Genomic DNA, 18,383 nt, shown 5'->3' on the forward strand with positions numbered 1-18,383 from the left:
ATAGGAGCATGGAAAACGCGGCGGGGCAGCTGGCAGAGGCACAGTCCCTCCTCGCCGCCGCACTCGCCGGATCCGATGAGCGGATGCTGCGCGACGACGCCCTGCTCGAGCTCACCGCGACGGCCGAGGCCGTCGGCCGGCTCGTCGACGCGCTCCGCATCCGGGCGGCCGGGGAGGTCGCGTTCCGCTCCCGCCGCGAGCTCGGCGAGGACCGGCTGTCGGCGAAGAAGGGCTGCCGCAACGGGGTCGAGCTCCTCGCCCGGACCACGCTCGCGTCCGAGCGCACGATCACGCAGCGGATGCGGCTCGGGGCGGCGACCCGCGCCCGGGTCGCGCTCACCGGCGACACGATGCCGGCCCGCTTCGAGCAGGTCGCCGACGCCCTTCGTGCCGGTTCGCTCGGCTACGACAGCGCGGCCGCCATCATCGACACCCTGGACCCGATCCGGGCCCGGGTCGGCGACCTCAACGTGGAACACGCCGAGACCGCCCTCGTCGCCGCGGCGACCGGACCCACCCTCGAGTCCCCACTGCCGTTCGCGGCCGACGAGGTGCGCGGGCAGGCCCGCGTCTGGGAGAGCGTCCTGGACGAGGACGGCACCGAACCGATTGAGGAGCGGGCGATGGCCGCGCGCGGCATCAGCGGCGGCCTGACCCGGGACGGGTTGGTGCACCGCAGGATGGCGCTGCTGCCCGAGGTCGACGCCAAGTTCGAGACGCTGCTGAACGCCTACCTGAGCCCGCGCAGCAAGCCCAGCTTCGCCGATCCCGACCCGGGCCAGCCGAAGGACCCCCGGGCGACCGCGCAGGCCCGGCACGATGTCTTCGCCAGCCTGATCGACGGCGCCGCCCGCAGCGCCGCCGCCCCGACCATGGGCGGGGCCGCCCCGACCGTGCTGGTCTCGGTCCGGCAGGCCGACCTCGCCTCGGGGGCCGGGTCCGGTTTCATCGAGGGCTGCGAGGCGCCGATCTCCCTGCGGGCGGTCGAGCAGTTCGTCTGCGCCGGCGGGCAGCAGCACGTCCTGATCGACGGCGACGGCCGCCTGGTCAGCCTGAGCAGCACCGATCGGGTGTTCAACGCCGCCCAGCGCCGGGCGATCAGCCTCCGCGACGGCGGCTGCATCATCCCCGGCTGCTCCATCCCGGCCGCCTGGTCCGAGATCCACCATGTCATCGCCTACCGGGACGGCGGCGAGACCGAGACCTGCAACGGAGTCCTCCTGTGCTGGTATCACCACCGCACGATCGAGACCAGCGGCTGGCGGATCCTGATGATCGACGGCGTCCCGCACGTGAAACCGCCGCCCTGGCTCCGGAACGGACGCAGCGAGGCCGAGACGCCGTGGCGAAGATCGACGAGGTCCCGCACCCAGCTCGCCGACCTCCTCGAACACCAGCGGGAGCGCCAGCCCGTGCTCGTCGAGTAGGCCGCCCCGGAGTCAGGGCGGCAGCTAGCGGAGGGCCCCCGGCGTTCGGAACTTCGGTTCCACGGGGAGGGCAGGGAGCCTCCGCAGCCGTGCCGCAGAGTTGAGGTACAAGGCCGCGAGCGCCGTGAGCGCGAGAACGCTCGTCCACAGCCCGGCCTCCGTGTAGCGGCCCAGCGCCTCGGATGCAGCGTCCACGCCGAATGCCGCGGCGATGGCGACCGCCGCCGCCGATGCCGGAGTCAGAGCGAAGAGGACGCCGAGTGCGCGGCTGAGTCGTGGCCGCGCCGTCATCTTCCACCAGGGTCGAGGGGGTGCGACCGGCTCCCCGCGGCCGCGGAAGATCCGTGCGCCGAGGAGGACGCTCGCGAGTGAAACTGCCCCGCTCACTGCGTCGACTGCTGCAGGCGGCAGGTGGAGCGCATTGAGCAGCGCGAGAACCGGAATGCCGAGAAGCCACGCGCCGACCACGTACAAGAGCTTGAAGTACCAGCGCGTGATGCGGACATCCACGAGTCGTCGCACAGTGCCCCCCCGTTCCAGTTCTGGCCAACAGTAGTGGGCGGAGCGGGCTCACCGCCTCGGCATCCGCAATAGGCTCTGGACATGGCTGAACTGCACGATCTCACCGCACTCGACCAGTGGCAGGCACTGCAGAGGGGCGAGTTCTCGCCGCTCGAGCTCACCGAGCACTACCTCGCCCGCATCGAGCGGCTGAACCCCGAGCTGGGCGCCTTCGTCACCGTGACGGCGGATGCCGCCCGCAGCCGCGCCGCCGAATTACAAGAATCCGGCCCCGGACCGGCGCCGATCTGGGGGCTGCCCTTCGCCGACAAAGACCTGGAGATGCGCGCGGGCGTGCCGACCGGCTTCGGCTCCCGGCTCTTCACCGGGTTCGTGCCCCCGATCTCGGACGAGATCGTCGAGGCCCTGGACGCGGCCGGCGGTGTCAGCCTCGGCAAGACGGCGACACCGGAGTTCGGGCTGCCGAGCTACACCGAGAGCCTGGCGGGCCCGCCCGCGCGGAACCCGTGGGACACCAGCCGGGGCTCCGGCGGGTCGAGCGGCGGAGCGGCCGTCGCCGTGGCATCCGGCATGCTTCCCTTCGCCCCCGGCAGCGACGGCGGCGGGTCCGTGCGCATCCCGGCAGCGGCCTGCGGCCTCGTCGGGCTGAAGCCCTCCCGCGGGCGGGTGCCCGGCGGCAGTGCCCTCGATTCCCTGGCCGGTCTCGCCGTGCCGGGGCCGCTCGCCCGCACGGTCTCCGACGCCGCCCTGCTGCTGGACGCCATGATCGCCCCGAACGGCTACCCGGCCGACCACCATTTCGCGCTCCGCGCGCCCGCCAGCGACGGCCCGTTCCTCGCCTCGGCGGTGCGCGGGGAGGGGCGATTCCAGCTCGGGGTGATGACGACATCCGCCTGGGACGACGCCTACGAGATCACCATCGCACCCGAGGCGCTGCAGGCGCTGGATGCCGCCGTGGCGGCGTTCGCGGCCATGGGGCACGGCATCGAGCAGACCGCGCTGGAGCCCGACGAGAGCTACGCGCCCGCGTTCCGCACCATCTGGCAGGCCGGGGCCGCAAGCATCCCCGCCGAGACGCCAGAGCAGGAGGAGCTGCTGGAGCCGCTCACCCGGTGGCTGATGCACCGCGGCCGCGCCCTCAGCGCCCGCACCCTCGCCGAGGCTCTCAAGGCGCTCGCCACGTACGAGCGCTCGCTGATCCGCCAGCTCTCCCGCTTCGACGCCGTGCTCACGCCGGCGCTGGCCATGACGCCGCGCCCGATCGGCTGGTACGACGCCGGCGACGGAGAGCGCAACTTCGCCCAACAGGTGCAGTACACGCCGTTCACGTCGATGCTCAACGTCAGCGGGCTGCCCGCGATCGTGCTGCCGATCTCCGAGACCGATGCCGGCCTGCCGATGGGCGTGCAGCTGATCGGGCGGCCGGGGGGAGAGGCGACGCTGCTCGCGCTCGGCGCACAGCTCGAGCGCCGCGTGCACTGGGAGAGGCGCCACCCGGCCAGCTGGTGAGGTGCTGGTGAGGTGCGGAGGGCGCACCGAGGGCGCGCCGGAGGCACGCCAGGCGGCCAGGGCGAGTTTCGCGGCAGTGCTGAGGAATTCCCTCTTTCGGCTTGACAATATTAGCTAAGGCTTACCTAATATGTAAACATGCTCGGAATTGACCTCACGCTCGCCTACAACGGCACCGCCGTTGTGCACGGGGCAGACATCACCCTCGCGCCCGGTCAGATCACCGCGCTCGTCGGCCCCAACGGCAGCGGCAAGTCCACGCTGCTGCGGGCGCTGGCCCGCCTGCACGCCCCGCAGTCCGGCCGCATCGAGCTGCCGGCGGATGGGGCAGACCCGCTCGACGCGCTGAGCCTCGGCCAGCGCGACTTCGCCCGCCGGGTCACCCTGCTCGCACAGAGCCGGCCGACCCCGGCCGGGCTGTCGGTGCGCGAGGTGGTCGAGTTCGGCCGGCACCCGCACCGCGGCCGCTGGACCCGCGGCGACGCCGACGGCGCGGCCGCCATCGAGCACGCGATGGCCGTCACCGGCGTCGACTCCCTCGCCGAGCGCCCCGTGGACCGCCTCTCCGGCGGCCAGCTGCAGCGCGTCTGGCTGGCCAGCTGCCTGGCCCAGGGCACCGGCGTGTTGCTGCTGGACGAGCCGACCACCTACCTCGACCTGCGCTACCAGGTCGAACTTCTCGACCTGGTCCGCGACCTCGCCGAGGTGCACGGCGTCACGATCGGCGTCGTGCTGCATGACCTCGACCAGGCGGCCGCCATCGCCGACCACGTCGTGCTGCTGGCCGACGGCCGGGTCCGCGCCGCCGGATCCCCGGAGCGGGTGCTCACCACCGAGCTGCTCAGCGCCGCCTACGGCATCCGCGTCGAGGTGCAGCTCGACGAGCGCTCCGGCCAGCTGCGCACCCGCGCGCTCGGGCGGCACAACACCGCGCGCGCCCCCGAACGAGCGGTCGCCTAGGGCCACAACCGCTCCGGAAACGCCCCCGCCCACCACCCCGCAGCAGCACGGCTCGCACCGGCCGGGCAGCAGCATGCCCGAAATCCCCTGGCGAATCCGTTCGCCGACCCCACAACACCCAAGGAACCCATGAACAAGCGCACCATCGCCCTGTCCATCACCGCCGCCGCGACCGCGGTCCTGCTCGTCGGCTGCGGCACCAGCGAGGACGCCGCGCCCGCCGCATCCGGCGAAGCGGCCATCACCGTCACCGACGACCGCGGCCAGGTCATCTCCCTCGACGCCCCCGCCAGCCGCGTCGTCGCGCTCGAGTGGAACACCGCGGAGAACCTCGTCGCGCTCGGCGTGATGCCCATCGGCGTCGCCGATGTCGAGGGCTACTCCACCTGGGTCAAGGCGGAGGACCTCGACGAGTCCGTCACGGATGTCGGCCAGCGCGGCGAGCCCAGCATCGACGCCATCGCGGGCCTCGCCCCCGACCTCGTGCTCACCACCACCGACCTCAGTGAAGCCGCCATCGCCCAAATCGAGGAGTTCGCCCCCGTGCTCGTCGTGCGCGGCGCCAACGCCGAGGACGCGATCGGCCAGATGGAGCGAAACCTCGACAACATCGCCACGGCGACGGGCACAGAGGAGCAGGCCGAGGTGCTCATGGACGACTTCGAGGCCAAGGTCGCCGAGGGCAAGGCCGCCGTTGAGGCAGCCGGACTCACCGGAACCGAGTTCTTCATGAACGACGCCTGGGCCTCCAATGGCCAGGTCTCGATCCGCCCGTTCGCGCAGGGCGCGCTGCTCGCCGAGATCACCGAGGAGCTCGGCATGGTCAACGCGTGGGCCGAGGAGGGCGACGCTGACTACGGCCTCGGCTCCACCGACGTCGAGGGCCTCACCGTGCTCGGCGACGTGAACTTCTTCTACATCACCAGCGGCGATGCCGACGTCTACCAGAACGAGCTCGCGACGAACGCCGTCTGGACCTCGCTGCCGTTCGTGCAGAGCGGCAAGGTGCACCGCCTCGCCGACGGCATCTGGATGTTCGGCGGCCCGTCGTCGATGAGCGACTACATCGACGCCGTCATCGCCGTCGTCTCGAAGTAACCCGCCGGTGCTCTCCTCCATTCAGCGGCCCCCGGCGGGCCCCGACGCCCACCTCGTGCCGGGGGAGGGCACCGCATCGCGCTTCCGGCCGGAAGCCGGCGCGCCAGCCGGACGGCCGGCCGGCCGCCGCGGCCTCCTCGCCGCCGCGCTGGCCGCCGGCCTCGTGCTGATCGCCGTGCTCGCCGCCATCCACCTGACCCAGGGCTCCGCCCCGGTCTCGGTGGCGCAGCTCTGGCACGTCATCACGGGCGGAGGCGAGGAGCAGGCGACCGCCGTGCTCCTCGCCTCCCGGGTGCCCCGCCTGCTGGCCGGGCTGCTCGTCGGCGTCGCGCTCGGCACCGCCGGCGTCGTCATGCAGACGGTCGCGCGCAACATCCTCGCCTCACCGGACACACTGGCCGTCAACGCGGGCGCCTACCTCGCCGTCGTCGCCTTCGCCGCGTTCGGCATCAGCGTGCCGCTGCTCACCGGCAGCCTGATCGCCTTCCTCGGCGGCCTGGCCGCCGCCGCACTCGTTCTCGGACTGGCGGCCGGCGGCGGCGGGGGCAACGGCGGCGGCACGGTGCGGCTGGTGCTCGCCGGCTCCGCCATCGCCCTCGCCTTCTCCGCGCTCACCACCATGCTGCTGCTGCTCTTCGCCGAGGAGACCACCGGGCTCTTCGCCTGGGGCGCCGGAACCCTCGGCCAGACCAGCATCGACGGCGTCGCCCAGCTCGGCCCCGTCGTGCTCGCCGCCTTCCTGGCGCTGCTGCTGCTCGCCCACAAGCTCGACATCCTCGCCCTCGGCGACGACACGGCCAGCGTGCTCGGCATCCGGGTGCGCCGCACCCAGACCACCGCCATCGTGCTCGCGGTGCTGCTCTCGGCCTCCGCCGTCACCGTCGCAGGGCCGATCGGCTTCGTCGGCCTCGCCGCGCCTGCCATCGTGCGGCTCCTCGCCGCGCGCATCCCCGGCCTGCAGCGCCACCGCGCCCTGATCCCGGCCGGCGCCATCATGGGCGTCATCGTCGTGCTCGGCGCCGACGTGCTGCTGCGCCTCGTCTTCGGCGGCTCGGCCGCCGTCGCCGTGCCGACCGGCGTCGTCACCACCGTCTTCGGCGCCGTGTTCCTCGTCATCCTCGCCCGCCGGCTCACCGACGGCGGCGGCACCGGCTCCGCGGGCACCTTCGCCCTCGGCACCAGCTCCCGGCCGCTCACCCGGCGCCTCCTCATCGTCGGCGCCGGCGTGCTGCTCGTGGCCGTCGCGTTCGCCTCCCTGCTGCTCGGCGACGCCAAGCTGCTCGCCGGCGACCTGCTCAACTGGGCCACCGGACAGGCCGGCCCGGTCACCGAATTCGTGCTCAACACGCGGATGCCGCGGGTGCTCGCCGCGATCCTGGCCGGTGCGGCGCTGGCCGTCGCGGGCGCCGTCGTGCAGGCCGTCTCCCGCAACCCGCTCGCCGAACCCGCCCTGCTCGGCGTCACCGGAGGCGCCGGGGTCGGCGCCGTGCTCGTCATCACCATCGCGCCGCTGGCGAGCTTCTGGGCCGTCAGCGCCGGCGGCCTGCTCGGGGCCGTCGCCGCCGCGGTCATCGTGTTCGGCCTCGCCGCGGCCGGCGGCTTCGCACAGAGCCGGCTGATCCTGATCGGCATCGGCGTCTCGGCCGCCGCCGGGGCGATCGTGAGCATGCTGATCATCGCCACCGACCCGTACAACGCCGCCAAGGCGCTCACCTGGATGTCCGGCTCCACCTACGGCCGCACTCTGCCGCAGCTGCTCCCCGTACTCGTCGCGCTCGTCCTGGCCGCCCCGATCCTGGCCGGCGCCCGCCGCGATCTCGACGTGCTCGCGCAGGACGACGACACCCCGCGCATCCTCGGCGTGCCGCTCGGCCGCACCCGGCTCTGGCTGCTCAGCGTCGCCGTCGCCCTGAGCGCGGCCGCGGTCGCAGCCGTCGGCGTGATCGGCTTCGTCGGGCTCGTCGCCCCGCACGCCGCCCGTGCCCTGGTCGGCGGCCGGCACGCCCTCGTGCTGCCCATGTCGGCGCTGCTCGGCGCCCTGCTCGTCTGCGTCGCCGACACCCTCGGCCGCACCGTCATCGCCCCCGGCCAGCTGCCGGCCGGGCTGCTCACCGCCGTCGTCGGCGCACCGTACTTCGTATGGCTGCTCTGGCGCTCACGAAGGACATCATGAAGCCCAGTTACCGCCAGTTCGACGTCACCGTCGCCGGCATCCGCCCGCTCAGCCCGAACTTCACCCGGGTCACCTTCACCGGCCCCGAGCTGCACGAGTGGGGCTGGTACGGCGCCGACCAGCGCATCAAGGTGGTGCTGCCCGGCGAGATCTGGCGCACATACACGATCCGCGCGGCCCGCGCCGCGGAGCGCGAGGTCGACGTCGACTTCGTCACCCACGGGCTCACCGGCCCCGCCACCCGCTGGCTGCACGGCGCCGCGATCGGTGACGCCCTCGCCCTGATCGGGCCGGATGCGACCAGCGGCGCCGAACCGGACGGCTACGTGTGGCGGCCGGGTGCCGCGCGCACGCTGCTGCTCGCCGCCGACGAGACGGCCGTGCCCGCCGTCGCCACCATCCTCGAGGGACTGCCGGCGGATGCCACCGGGCACGTGTTCCTCGAGGTGCCGAGCCCCGGTGACGCCCTGCCGCTCACCGCGCCGGCCGGGGTGGCGATCACCTGGCTCCCGCGCGGCACCGACGCCGGGCACGCCGGCGCCGCCAACGGTTCCGAGCCGCTTCCGTTCGGCGGGGCGCTGGTACCGGCCGTGACCGCCTGGGTGGACGCCTGGGCGGAGAGCTGCGCGCAGGCCGCCCCGGCGGGGGAGCCTGCGCCGGAGGATCCGGTCCAGGAGGCCGGCGCGGACGCGGAGTACGAGATCCTCTGGGAGGTGCCGGACGAGCAGGACGGGCCGGCCGCGCCGGAGCAGCCGGCATCCGCCGAGCTCTACGCCTGGCTGGCCGGTGAGGCCGGCGCGATCACCGGGCTCCGCCGCCACCTCGTGCGCGAGCGCGGCGTCGACCGCAAACAGGTCGCCTTCATGGGCTACTGGAAGCTCGGCCGCTCCGAGAACTAGGAGCGCCCGGCCGACTCCAACGCCCGCCCGCGGACGCCGCACACGCTCGCGGCCCCCGAAAAATCTCGCGGCCCCCGGTAAGTCGGGTGCCACGAGACTTTTCGGGGGCCGCGACGGGTGGAACCGGAGCGGAGCGCGCTCGCCGGAGACGTAGCCAACGTCCCGTCCCGGTGCACTGAGGCGCGCCCGCGCTAGCCCTTGACGGCGCCGGCGGTCAGCCCGGACTGCCAGTAGCGCTGCAGCACGAAGAACAGCACCACGAGCGGGATCACGCTGAGCAGCGCGCCCTGCAGCACGGCGCCGTACTGCGGGCTGAAGTAGCTCATCATGCCGTACAGGCCGAGCGTCACCGGCTTCAGCTCGGCGCTGTTGAGCATCATCAGCGGCAGCAGGAAGTTGTTCCAGGTCGCCACGAAGATGAACAGGAAGATCGTCACCATCGCCGGCGCCAGCAGCCGGAGCACGAGCGTGAAGAAGGTGCGCACCTCGCCGGAGCCGTCCAGGCGTGAGGCCTCCAGTAGTTCGTCCGGCACGCCGGCGTCGACGAACATGCGGCCGAGGAACACCCCGAACGGGCTCACGCAGGAGGGGATGATCACCGCCCAGATCGTGTTCGTCAGGCCGAGGCCGTTGAAGAAGATGTACAGCGGCACGGTGAGCAGCGCGATCGGCATCAGCAGGCCGCCGAGGATGGCCAGCTGGATGCCGGCCTTGCCCGGCATCCGGAACTTCGCCAGGGCGTAGCCCGCGCTGACCGACACCAGCGTGCCCAGCACGCCGGCGACGGTCGAGTACAGCATCGAGTTGCCGACCCAGCGCCAGAAGTTGCCCTGCGTCCACGACATGAGCGCCGTGTAGTTCTCGACGATGTTGTTGCCGGCAAACAGCAGGCCGTTCGAGGAGATCAGGTCCGGGTTGCTCTTCGTCGACGAGACGATCAGCCAGTACACGGGAGCGAGGAACAGCACCGCGGCGGCGATGAGCACGATGCGGGTGATGGCGCGCGTCGCCGGCGAGGGCCGCAGCGACGGGGGAGTCTGGGTGGTGGTGGCCATGTCAGCGAGTGCTCCGCTTCTGAACGAGGGCGAAGATGGCGGCGAGGATTCCCGCGATGACGGCCATCGAGATCGAGACGGCGGATGCCGGGCCAGCGCCGGACGGGCTGGTCGTGCCCATCATCGAGCTGTAGGCCAGCATCATCGGCGTGTAGTCATTGCCCATCCACGGATTCACCGCGGCGAGCACGGTCGGCTCGTTGAACAGCTGCACGGTCCCGATGATCGAGAGCAGCACGGCGAGCAGCGTGGCCTGGCCGACCATGGGTACCTTGATGCGGCGCACGATGTCGAACTCGCTGGCGCCGTCCAGGCGCGCGGCCTCGTACAGGTCGTGCGGGATGGCCTGCAGGGCGGCCAGGAAGATCAGCATGTTGTAGCCCATGAAGGTCCAGGTGGTCATCGTCGCCATCGACGCGATGATGTTGCCAGGGGCGAAGAAGTCGATGGTCAGGTCGACGTTGTTCCCGAGCAGCCCGGTCAGCCAGTCGGAGATCGAACCGAGGGTCTGGTTGATGGGGGAGAGCCCGGGGCTGAAGATGTACGTCCAGACCAGTGCCGCGATGACGCCGGGGATGGCGTAGGGCAGGAAGTAGCTGAGGCGGAAGAATGCGACCCGCCTGACGATGAAGGAGTCGAGCAGCAGGGCGAGGATCAGCGCGCCGCCGAGCATGACCGGGATCTGGAAGGCGCCGAAGAGCAGGACGCGCCCCATGCCCTCCCAGAAGATGGCGTTGCCGAGCACCTGGGCGTAGTTGTCGAGGAACGCGAAGGTCTCGACCATCCCGCCGCCGCCGTAGAGGGAGTCGCCCGCCGCCTTCTCCGTGAAGAAGGAGGATCGGATCGAGACGAGGATCGGGATCACGAAGGTCAGGACGAACAGGATCGCGAACGGGGCGAAGAAGCCCCAGCCGATGCGTCCCTCGCGCCGTCGGCGCCTCCTGTTGGCCTGAGCGCGTTGCTCGGTCACCAGGCGCTCTGGGGCTGTCGGCCGCGTTAGCGTGCTCATCGTCGAATCGCTCTTCTCGTTGCTTCCGGAATGATGGTGCGTCCGGAATGATGATGTCGGCACGGCACGCACGAGTGTGCCTGCCGTGCCGACGTTTCAGAGGTGGTGCTGCGTTACTTCGCGACCGGCAGGCCGGCGCTGGTGAGCGCGGCGATGGCGGACGTCTGTGCGGCGGTGAAGATGTCTGACACGGGCGCGGTGCCCTGCCCTGCGGCATCCGCAGCCTTGACCATGTCACCGTTGATCGCCGGGAAACCGGGGATGTAGATGAAGTCAGGGCTGAGCGACTCGTTCGCAGCGGCGAGCACCGAGAACACGTCCTGGCCACCATAGAACGACTTGATGGCGTCAGGCGTGGTCATGGCGCCCTTGGCGGCGACGACGAGGCCCTGGGAGACGAGCGGGTCGATCTGCGTGTTGAACCAGTTGTTGAAGTCCATCGCCTCGGCCGGGTGCGCGCAGCCCTTCATCACGGCGACGCCGGAGCCGCCGTCGGGGCCCGTCATCTGCTTGGCGCCGAAGGTCGGCAGCTCAACGACGGCCCACTGGCCGTCGTTGGCCGAGCCGGCCATGTCGCCGGCGAGCAGCGGGGCCTCCCACGCGGCGCCGATGGTGCCGATCAGCGTCTGGTCGACCAGCGCCTGCTTGAACTCGTCGCCCCAGCGGTTGGCGACGAGCGTGCTCTTCGAGTCGATCAGGCCCTGCCAGAACGACGCGACCTTCGCGGTGCCGGCGTCGGAGACGTCGACGCTCCACTTGCCGTCCTCCGCCGTGAACCAGGCGGCGCCGGCGGCGGCGGTCTGGCCGGAGAGCCAGTACTGCGCCTCGTCGGGCTGGAAGGCGACGGCGTACTTGCCGGCGGCCGCGGCAGCGGTCGTGGCTGCGGCGAGCTCGTCGGCCGTGGTGGGAACGGTCAGGCCCAGGCGCTCGAACTCGGCGGCGTTGTAGTAGTAGACCAAGGGGCCCGTGTCCTGCGGCAGGCCGACGGTCTCGCCGTTGACCGTCATGAGGGCAACGGCACCGGCCGAGAAGTTGTCGACGTAGCCCTTGGCGACATCGGTGACGTTCTCGAGCATGCCCTCTGTGTACATGGTGGGCACCTCGGCGTAGCCGAGCTGTGCGAGGCAGGAGACGCTTCCGGCCTTCACATCGGCCTTGAGCTTGGTGAGCATCTCGGCGGCCTTGCCGTCGAACTTGGTCGCGGTCACCTGCACGTCGGGGTGCGCGGTGTTCCACTCGGCGATGATGTCGGCGACCTTGGTCATGCCCTCGCCGTCGGGAAGGCGGTGCAGGTAGTCGATCGTGATCGACTCGTTCGGACCGGCCTCCTCTCCGGAGGTGGCGGGGCCGGTGGAACACGCGGTGACGCCGAACAGCATTGTCGCGGCTGCGGCGATTCCCATGGTGCGAAGAGCAACTGATTTCATGTGGATTCACTTTCTCGGTGTGTGCTCTGAGGAATCCAAATGGCCTCATCCTCGAAGCATCGCTAAATCATTTGAATAATACCCGAACTAATTACTTCCCTGTCAAGATGGAGTTTCAACAAGTGCGATTCACCGACGGATCGCCACTGGAGGCAGGCCGAAATGAGTGGGCGAGTAGATCAGGCCGAGATGCGGCGCGCGAACATGAGCCTGATGCTGCGCAGCCTCCGCAGCGGCGACCCGCGTTCACGGGCGCGGCTGGCGACGGAGACCGGGCTGTCCAAGGGCACGACCTCGACCCTGATCGCCGACCTGGTCGGCCTCGGCCTTGTCCGAGAGGACGAGCGCGAGCGCACCGGCGCGGTCGGGCGCCCCGGCACCGCCATCGCCATCGACGGCGGCCGGGTCTTCGGCGTCGGCATGGAGATCAACGTCGACTACCTCGCCCTGACGGTCGTCGACCTGCGCGGCCGGACCGTGCACAGCGCTGTCGCCGCCCTCGACATCGCCAGCACCCCGGTCGCCGAGGTCCTGGACCAGCTCGCCCGGCTCATCGAGGACGCGATGCGCCTGGCCCGCGCCCGCGGCGGCCAGATCGTCGGCATCGGCATCGGCGCCCCCGGCATCGTCGACCTCGAGTCCGGCTCGGTGCGGTTCGCGCCGAACCTCGGCTGGCACGGGGTGGCCGTTGCGCGGGAGCTCGCGGCCCGGCTCGGCCCGGCCGGCCCGCCGATCAGGCTGGAGAACGACTCGAAGCTCGGAGCCGTCGCAGAGTTCTCGGTGCGCGAGAACCAGGACATCGAAGACCTGCTCTACCTCTCCGCCGACGTCGGCGTCGGCGCCGGAATCGTCGCGGGTGGGCGCCTGATGCGCGGTTGGTCCGGCTTCTCCGGGGAGGTCGGGCACTTGCCGATCGGGCCGAAGGGCGTCGCCTGCCCGTGTGGGCGCACGGGCTGCTGGGAGCTCAACGTCGGCCTCAATGCCTTCCTCGCCCTGGCGGCCGATCAGGGCGACGTCGTGCACGACCGCTCCGTGCCGTTGGAGGAGCGCCTGCGCGCGCTGCGCGGCCGCGCCGACAGCGGCGACGGACGCGTGCTCGCGGCGCTGTCGACGATCGCCGCGAATCTGTCGATCGGGCTCTCCGTGCTCGTCGACGTGCTGAACCCGCGGATGATCGTGCTCGGCGGCTACTTCCCCTCCTTCAGCGACTTCCTCATCGCGCCGATCACGGCCGCGCTGGAGGCGCGCCGGATGGACCTCGGCAGCTCGGCGATCCTCGTCGGATCGAAGCTCGGCCTGACCTCTGCGGCGCGGGGCGGAGCGCAGCTGGTGCTCGAGGACGTCTTCGAAGACCCGACGATCGCCGCGTCCAAATAGCCCGTCGCGGCGATCGGCGGAATTGACATTTGACGCGGCCTGTCGGAATAATTCTGGCATTGAACTAATCGGACTTGATTGGCCGCGCAGTGCTGCGCGTGCCAGTTGCATCAAAGGATGGCCATGAACGTGACGCCCGACCACACATCCGCTTCGCGAATCCTGACGGTGCGGGATGGCGCATTCCGGCGGGGCGGCGAGGAGCACCGCATCCTGAGCGGGGCGATCCACTACTTCCGGGTGCGTCCGGAGCTCTGGCACGACCGCCTGCTCCGGCTGCGCGCGCTCGGCCTGAACACGATCGAGACGTACATCCCCTGGAACTGGCACGAGCAGACCCGCGGCGACATCGACTTCACCGGGCCCCGCGACGTCGCCCGCTTCGTGCAGGAGGCCGGCGAGCTCGGATTCGACGTGATCCTGCGCCCCGGCCCGTACATCTGCGCGGAGTGGGACTTCGGCGGCCTGCCCGGCTGGCTCATGGCGGAGCCCGGCATCGCGCTGCGCACCATGGACCCCCGCTTCATCGGCGCCGTCGACGGCTGGTTCGACGCCATCTGTGAGGTGATGCGCCCGCTGCTGGCGACGAACGGCGGCCCCGTCGTCTCGGTGCAGGTCGAGAACGAGTACGGCTCGTTCGGTGACGACGCCGAGTACGTGCGCTACTGCCGGGACGCGCTGACCACGCGCGGCATCGATGTGCTGCTGGTGACCTCCGACGGCCCGATCGCCGGCATGTTCGCCGCGGGCATGGTGGAGGGCGCCCACGCCACCGTCAACTTCGGCTCCCGCACCGGCGAGGCCTTCGAGGCGTTGCGCGCGGTGCAGCCGCAGGGGCCGGACATGTGCATGGAGTTCTGGAACGGCTGGTTCGATCACTGGGGCGAGCCGCACCACGTGCGTGGCGCCGCGGATGCCGCGGCCACGCTCGAGGAGATCCTCAGCGGCGGGGGCAGCGTCAACTTCTACATGGCGCACGGCGGAACCAACTTCGGCCTGTGGAACGGCTGCAACACCGAGGACGGCATGCTGCAGCCGACCGTCACGAGCTACGACTACGACGCCGCCGTCGGCGAGGCGGGCGAGCTGTCCGAGAAGTTCTACGCCTTCCGCGAGATCCTGCGGCGCTACGCGACCCACGAGATCCCGGAGCCGCCCGCGCTGCCCGCCCGCCTCGGCGCGCAGGACGCCGCCGTCACCGAGTGGGTGTCGCTGCGCGGCTCGCTCGGCGCCTTCGACGCGCCCCAGCAGTCGGCGCTGCCGAAGCAGATGGAGCAGCTCGGCCAGGACCAGGGGCTCGTCTGGTACCAGGCGTCCCCGCTGTTGGACGCCGAAGAGGTCACCCTGCAGATCGACGGCCTCGCCGACCGGGCCACCGTGCTGTTGGACGGCGTTGTCGCCGGCACCATCGACCGCAACGACGCCGAGCACACCCTCGTCGTGCAGACGCGCAGCGACGGCCGGCCCACCGAGCTCGTCATCATCGTCGAGAACCAGGGCCGCATCAACTTCGCCGGCGGGCTCGGCGAGCACAAGGGGCTCCGCAGCGTCCGCCAGGGGGCGCGCTTCATTCACGGCTGGACCAGCACCGCGCTGCAGATCGGCCGGGACGGCGCCATCGACTCGCTCCAGTTCGGCGATTCCGCCGACAGCGCCGGACCGGTCTTCGGCCGCACCACGCTGACCGTGGACGAGCCGGCGGACGGCTTCATCGCCCTGCCCGGCTGGGGCAAGGGGTTCGTCTGGCTCAACGGCTTCCTGCTCGGCCGCTACTGGGAGCGCGGACCGCAGGTGACGCTGTACGCGCCCGCACCGCTCTGGCGCACGGGCGAGAACGAGATCGTGGTGCTCGAGATGGAGCGCGCGGGCTCCCGCGTCGAGCTGCGCGGCGAGCCTGACCTCGCCGGTGGCCGGCTGGCCGGCATCCCCAAGGCCGCGGAGTTCTTCGACTAGGCGCGAGGGTCAGCGGCTGGCGCGCTGGGCGCGCAGGTAGCCGCCCTTCTCCAGGCCGGCCTCGATCTCGAAGCGGTTCTTCAGCGGATTGCGGCCGGCCAACAGGTACAGCAGCGGGAACAGCATGCCGTAGCGCTGCCACTGGCGCTTGTGCACGGCCTCGTGCTCCATCACGTCCTGGGTCACGTTCTGGTCGGTGAGGTAGCAGCCGCCGACGCAGGAGCCGCCGCGGCCGAAGGCCCACTTCGGCATGCCGCGGAACACGAACAGGCCGTTGTGGCGCTCCACCCGGCCGGTGCTCCAGATGAAGCCCCAGACCAGCCCGACGAGGGTCGCGTAGAGGTAGCCGAGGCGGCTGAGGGGGGAGTCGAAGAGGAGGGCGCGCACGGTCTCAGCGTAGCGTCAGTGCCTCCCAGTGCCTCCCCGTGCCTCCCAGCACCGCCCGCCAGCTGGCGCCGCCTTGTCAGTTTGGGTTGACAGATCAGACTTGTCAGTTCACACTGACAGACATGGACCCGATCGATGTAGACCAGCTGCGCACCGCCGACCCGGCGACCGGGCTGCGCGCCGTCACGGCGCTTCACCGGCTCGCCGAGCGCATCGAGGCGACCCACGTCGCGGCGGCTCGACGGGCGGGCTGGTCCTGGGAACAGATCGGCGATGCCCTCGGGGTCACGCGCCAGTCGGTGCACGCGAAGTACGGAAGGCGGGAGAGCGATGTTTGAGAGGTTCAGCCGTTCGGCCAGGGCGGCGGTCGAGGACGCCGTCTCCGAGGCGGCACGACGCGGTGACCGGCGCATCGGCACCGACCACCTGCTGCTCGCCCTGCTCGCCGACGACGACGTGGCGCGGCTCGTCGGCGTGGACGCAGCCACGGCCCAGGGCGCCGTCGACCGGCTCGACCGATCAGCCCTCGCCGCGGTGGGGATCACGCTGGGCGAGTTCCGGCACACCGCACCCGCCGTGCTCGCCCGACCCAGCGCGTCGATGTCCTCCGGCGCGAAGGCCGTGCTCACACAGGCCCTCGCCCACGCGGTGTCGGAGAAGGCGCGGGCGATCACCTCACGGCACCTCCTGCTGGCGGTGCTCGACCGGAACGAACCCGACCCCGCCGCGTCGCTGCTGGCCGCGCTGCCCGTCGACCGCCCGGCCCTGCGGCAGCGGCTGGCGGACGCGGGCTAGGGCCGCCGGTCGGCCCCGTTGGCCTCGCCGGGCCGGCTCAGCGGGTGAGCGCGCCGATGACGCGCAGGATGGTCGGCAGGTCGGCCTCCGCGTCGAGCGGCGAGGCGGGGGAGAACCCGGCGATCGTGGCCCCGGCCAGGGGGAACTCGGCGCGGAGCGCGGCGACGGCGCCGGTCAGCTGCTCCAGGCTGAGCCCGAACGGCAGCGGGTTCGCGAGGCCGGTGATGACGGCGGGGTCGAGCACGTCGAGGTCGATGTGCACGTACACGCTGCCTGCGCCGGTCGCGCGCACGGCGTCCAGCAGGAGGCCGGGGTGATCCAGCTGCTCGGCCCCGACCCGGGAGATCTGCTTCTCGTCGATGAACGCCGACTCGGCGGGGTCGACGTCGCGGATGCCGCCCAGCACCAGGCGGTCCGGGTGCAGCCGGTGCGCGGCATCCGGCAGCAGCTCGCCGTCGCCGCAGAGGGCGCGCAGCACCATGCCGGTGAAGGCGCCGGAGGGGGAGTCGTCCGGCACGTTGAGGTCGGGGTGGGCATCCAGCCAGACGACGGCCAGGTCGCCGTCGGTGCGTCGCATGGCGTGCTCGACGGCGCCGAGCGAGACCCCGCAGTCGCCACCGATGGTCAGCGCCCAGTCGGGCACGGTCGCCAGGCTGTGCAACAGCCGGTCCCGCACACCGAGCAGCGCGGAGAACCGCAGCACCCCGGTGCCGAGGGCGTCGCCGCTCTCGGCCGGGACCTCGACGGTGCGCGTCGCCGAGGCCGGCAGGTCGCCGCGGATCGCCTCGGCCCCGTCGGCCAGGCGCATGGCGCGCGCGGACATGGAGCCTTGCCACTGGGGCACAACAACAAAGGTGACAGCCACCCTCTCAGTATCCTCTCCAGCCGCACACAATGGCAGTTTGCCCGGCAGCGGTTTTGCACAGCGGGTTCGCGGCGCCGGGATACACAGCGGGACAACGCAGGGAGGGCGGCCGGATCGACCGGCCGCCCTCCCCGTGCGCTCGTCTACTGACCGATGGCCCCGGCGGAGCCGCCGGCCTTCAGCGCCGCCAGGCGCGCGTCGACCTCGGTGAGCTCGCCGATGTCCTCCAGCTCGTTGAACTGGGCGTCCAGGCTCGATGCGGCGAGCTCGCTCGCCCCGCGCACCTTGGCCTCTTCGCGGCGGATCTTCTGCTCGAAGCGGGAGACCTCGCTGGTGGGGTCGAGGATGTCGATGCTCTTGACGGCATCCATCACCTGCGCCTGCGCGGCGGCGGTCTTCGAACGCGCGATCAGCTCGTCCCGCTTGGAGGAGAGCTGGTTCAGCTTCTCCTTCATCGAGTTCAGGCCCGCCTTGAGCTTGGCGACGATCTCGGTCTGCGAGGCGATCTGCGGCTCGGCCGCCTTCGCCTCGTTCTCGGAGGCGATCTGCCGGCCGAGGGCGACCTTGGCGAGGGCGTCGAACTTGTCGGCGCCGGCCGCGTCGCCGGCGGCGCGCAACTCGTCGCCCTTGCGGCTGGCCGCGATGGCCTTGTTGCCCCACTCGCGGGCGGCCTCCACGTCCTCGCGGTGGTCGTCCTCGAGCAGGCGCAGGTTGCCGATGGTCTCGGCGATGGCGCTCTCGGCGTCGGCGATGCTGCTGGTGTAGTCGCGCACCATCTGGTCGAGCATGAGCTTCGGGTCCTCGGCGGAGTCGATCAGAGCGTTGATGTTCGCCTTCGCGAGCTGGGCGATGCGACCGAAGATGGACTGCTTAGCCATAGTGTGTTTCCCTTCCCAATGTTTCTACGGTGTGGTGTGTTGTGGTCTG

17 protein-coding genes are annotated in these 18,383 nt (G+C 71.4%); 10 read left to right on the forward strand and 7 right to left on the reverse strand.

The window, feature by feature from the left end; all coding sequences use genetic code 11:
- Positions 1-8 precede the first annotated feature (8 nt).
- Positions 9-1,427, forward strand: coding sequence for an HNH endonuclease signature motif containing protein (locus BLT62_RS06320; protein ID WP_083363297.1), 1,419 nt, complete (start codon positions 9-11; stop codon positions 1,425-1,427).
- 24 nt (positions 1,428-1,451) lie between these two features.
- Here BLT62_RS06320 and BLT62_RS06325 read toward each other — a convergent pair whose 3' ends face one another.
- Positions 1,452-1,937: a hypothetical protein gene (locus BLT62_RS06325; protein ID WP_083363298.1), complete on the reverse strand. Its 486-nt coding sequence runs from the start codon at positions 1,935-1,937 to the stop codon at positions 1,452-1,454.
- A gap of 93 nt (positions 1,938-2,030) precedes the next feature.
- On the opposite strand from BLT62_RS06325, the gene BLT62_RS06330 reads away from it, so the two are divergent.
- From BLT62_RS06330 to BLT62_RS06350, 5 genes are all read left to right on the forward strand, one after another.
- Positions 2,031-3,458 carry an amidase gene (locus tag BLT62_RS06330; RefSeq protein ID WP_083363299.1) on the forward strand — a complete coding sequence of 476 codons (1,428 nt, stop codon included), beginning with the start codon at positions 2,031-2,033 and terminating at the stop codon, positions 3,456-3,458.
- Between the two features lie 138 nt (positions 3,459-3,596).
- Entirely contained in the window at positions 3,597-4,418 is an 822-nt protein-coding gene (locus tag BLT62_RS06335; protein WP_083363300.1) for an ABC transporter ATP-binding protein, read from the forward strand.
- A 129-nt stretch (positions 4,419-4,547) separates the two neighbouring features.
- The gene (locus BLT62_RS06340) at positions 4,548-5,516 is read left to right on the forward strand and encodes an ABC transporter substrate-binding protein (protein ID WP_083363301.1); all 969 of its coding nucleotides are present in this window, start codon (positions 4,548-4,550) and stop codon (positions 5,514-5,516) included.
- Between the two features lie 7 nt (positions 5,517-5,523).
- Positions 5,524-7,689: an iron ABC transporter permease gene (locus tag BLT62_RS06345; RefSeq protein WP_231919371.1), complete on the forward strand. Its 2,166-nt coding sequence runs from the start codon at positions 5,524-5,526 to the stop codon at positions 7,687-7,689.
- The gene (locus BLT62_RS06350; RefSeq protein WP_083363302.1) at positions 7,686-8,588 is read left to right on the forward strand and encodes a siderophore-interacting protein; all 903 of its coding nucleotides are present in this window, start codon (positions 7,686-7,688) and stop codon (positions 8,586-8,588) included. Before BLT62_RS06345 ends, BLT62_RS06350 begins: the two co-directional genes overlap by 4 nt.
- Positions 8,589-8,779: 191 nt before the next feature.
- Here the strand turns inward: BLT62_RS06350 and BLT62_RS06355 are convergent, their stop codons facing one another.
- From BLT62_RS06355 to BLT62_RS06365, 3 genes are all read right to left on the reverse strand, one after another.
- Positions 8,780-9,643, reverse strand: a complete 864-nt coding sequence (locus BLT62_RS06355; RefSeq protein ID WP_083363303.1) for a carbohydrate ABC transporter permease — start codon at positions 9,641-9,643, stop codon at positions 8,780-8,782.
- Position 9,644: 1 nt separating this feature from the next.
- Positions 9,645-10,652: a carbohydrate ABC transporter permease gene (locus BLT62_RS06360; protein ID WP_083363304.1), complete on the reverse strand. Its 1,008-nt coding sequence runs from the start codon at positions 10,650-10,652 to the stop codon at positions 9,645-9,647.
- A gap of 113 nt (positions 10,653-10,765) precedes the next feature.
- Positions 10,766-12,055, reverse strand: coding sequence for an ABC transporter substrate-binding protein (locus tag BLT62_RS06365; protein WP_197675173.1), 1,290 nt, complete (start codon positions 12,053-12,055; stop codon positions 10,766-10,768).
- A 186-nt stretch (positions 12,056-12,241) separates the two neighbouring features.
- On the opposite strand from BLT62_RS06365, the gene BLT62_RS06370 reads away from it, so the two are divergent.
- Together BLT62_RS06370 and BLT62_RS06375 are read left to right on the forward strand one after the other, a co-directional pair.
- Positions 12,242-13,456, forward strand: a complete 1,215-nt coding sequence (locus BLT62_RS06370) for an ROK family transcriptional regulator (protein WP_083363306.1) — start codon at positions 12,242-12,244, stop codon at positions 13,454-13,456.
- Between the two features lie 123 nt (positions 13,457-13,579).
- Entirely contained in the window at positions 13,580-15,409 is a 1,830-nt protein-coding gene (locus BLT62_RS06375) for a glycoside hydrolase family 35 protein (RefSeq protein ID WP_156786260.1), read from the forward strand.
- Between the two features lie 9 nt (positions 15,410-15,418).
- Here BLT62_RS06375 and BLT62_RS06380 read toward each other — a convergent pair whose 3' ends face one another.
- Positions 15,419-15,796: a Fe-S oxidoreductase gene (locus BLT62_RS06380; RefSeq protein ID WP_083363308.1), complete on the reverse strand. Its 378-nt coding sequence runs from the start codon at positions 15,794-15,796 to the stop codon at positions 15,419-15,421.
- Between the two features lie 122 nt (positions 15,797-15,918).
- On the opposite strand from BLT62_RS06380, the gene BLT62_RS06385 reads away from it, so the two are divergent.
- Together BLT62_RS06385 and BLT62_RS06390 are read left to right on the forward strand one after the other, a co-directional pair.
- The gene (locus tag BLT62_RS06385) at positions 15,919-16,134 is read left to right on the forward strand and encodes an RNA polymerase subunit sigma-70 (protein WP_083363309.1); all 216 of its coding nucleotides are present in this window, start codon (positions 15,919-15,921) and stop codon (positions 16,132-16,134) included.
- A complete protein-coding gene (locus BLT62_RS06390; protein ID WP_083363310.1) occupies positions 16,127-16,591 on the forward strand; it encodes a Clp protease N-terminal domain-containing protein in 465 nt (154 codons plus the stop codon). Before BLT62_RS06385 ends, BLT62_RS06390 begins: the two co-directional genes overlap by 8 nt.
- A 37-nt stretch (positions 16,592-16,628) precedes the next feature.
- Here BLT62_RS06390 and BLT62_RS06395 read toward each other — a convergent pair whose 3' ends face one another.
- Both BLT62_RS06395 and BLT62_RS06400 read right to left on the reverse strand, forming a co-directional pair.
- On the reverse strand, positions 16,629-17,414 hold the full coding sequence (locus BLT62_RS06395) for an arginase family protein (protein ID WP_083363311.1): 786 nt from the start codon (positions 17,412-17,414) through the stop codon (positions 16,629-16,631).
- A gap of 185 nt (positions 17,415-17,599) precedes the next feature.
- Positions 17,600-18,334 carry a PspA/IM30 family protein gene (locus tag BLT62_RS06400; RefSeq protein WP_083363312.1) on the reverse strand — a complete coding sequence of 245 codons (735 nt, stop codon included), beginning with the start codon at positions 18,332-18,334 and terminating at the stop codon, positions 17,600-17,602.
- Between the last annotated feature and the right edge of the window lie 49 nt (positions 18,335-18,383).

Origin of the sequence: Microterricola viridarii (genome assembly GCF_900104895.1) — a bacterium.
In the GTDB taxonomy this organism is placed as follows: domain Bacteria; phylum Actinomycetota; class Actinomycetes; order Actinomycetales; family Microbacteriaceae; genus Microterricola; species Microterricola viridarii.

Bases quoted from the DNA above. Each gene is read 5' to 3' on its own strand.
- BLT62_RS06320 (WP_083363297.1), top strand. From the start codon at position 9: ATGGAAAACGCGGCGGGGCAGCTGGCAGAGGCACAGTCCCTCCTCGCC.
- BLT62_RS06330 (WP_083363299.1), top strand. From the start codon at position 2,031: ATGGCTGAACTGCACGATCTCACCGCACTCGACCAGTGGCAGGCACTG.
- BLT62_RS06335 (WP_083363300.1), top strand. From the start codon at position 3,597: ATGCTCGGAATTGACCTCACGCTCGCCTACAACGGCACCGCCGTTGTG.
- BLT62_RS06340 (WP_083363301.1), top strand. From the start codon at position 4,548: ATGAACAAGCGCACCATCGCCCTGTCCATCACCGCCGCCGCGACCGCG.
- BLT62_RS06350 (WP_083363302.1), top strand. From the start codon at position 7,686: ATGAAGCCCAGTTACCGCCAGTTCGACGTCACCGTCGCCGGCATCCGC.
- BLT62_RS06355 (WP_083363303.1), bottom strand. From the start codon at position 9,643: ATGGCCACCACCACCCAGACTCCCCCGTCGCTGCGGCCCTCGCCGGCG.
- BLT62_RS06360 (WP_083363304.1), bottom strand. From the start codon at position 10,652: ATGAGCACGCTAACGCGGCCGACAGCCCCAGAGCGCCTGGTGACCGAG.
- BLT62_RS06365 (WP_197675173.1), bottom strand. From the start codon at position 12,055: ATGGGAATCGCCGCAGCCGCGACAATGCTGTTCGGCGTCACCGCGTGT.
- BLT62_RS06370 (WP_083363306.1), top strand. From the start codon at position 12,242: ATGAGTGGGCGAGTAGATCAGGCCGAGATGCGGCGCGCGAACATGAGC.
- BLT62_RS06375 (WP_156786260.1), top strand. From the start codon at position 13,580: ATGAACGTGACGCCCGACCACACATCCGCTTCGCGAATCCTGACGGTG.
- BLT62_RS06385 (WP_083363309.1), top strand. From the start codon at position 15,919: ATGGACCCGATCGATGTAGACCAGCTGCGCACCGCCGACCCGGCGACC.
- BLT62_RS06390 (WP_083363310.1), top strand. From the start codon at position 16,127: ATGTTTGAGAGGTTCAGCCGTTCGGCCAGGGCGGCGGTCGAGGACGCC.
- BLT62_RS06395 (WP_083363311.1), bottom strand. From the start codon at position 17,414: ATGTCCGCGCGCGCCATGCGCCTGGCCGACGGGGCCGAGGCGATCCGC.
- BLT62_RS06400 (WP_083363312.1), bottom strand. From the start codon at position 18,334: ATGGCTAAGCAGTCCATCTTCGGTCGCATCGCCCAGCTCGCGAAGGCG.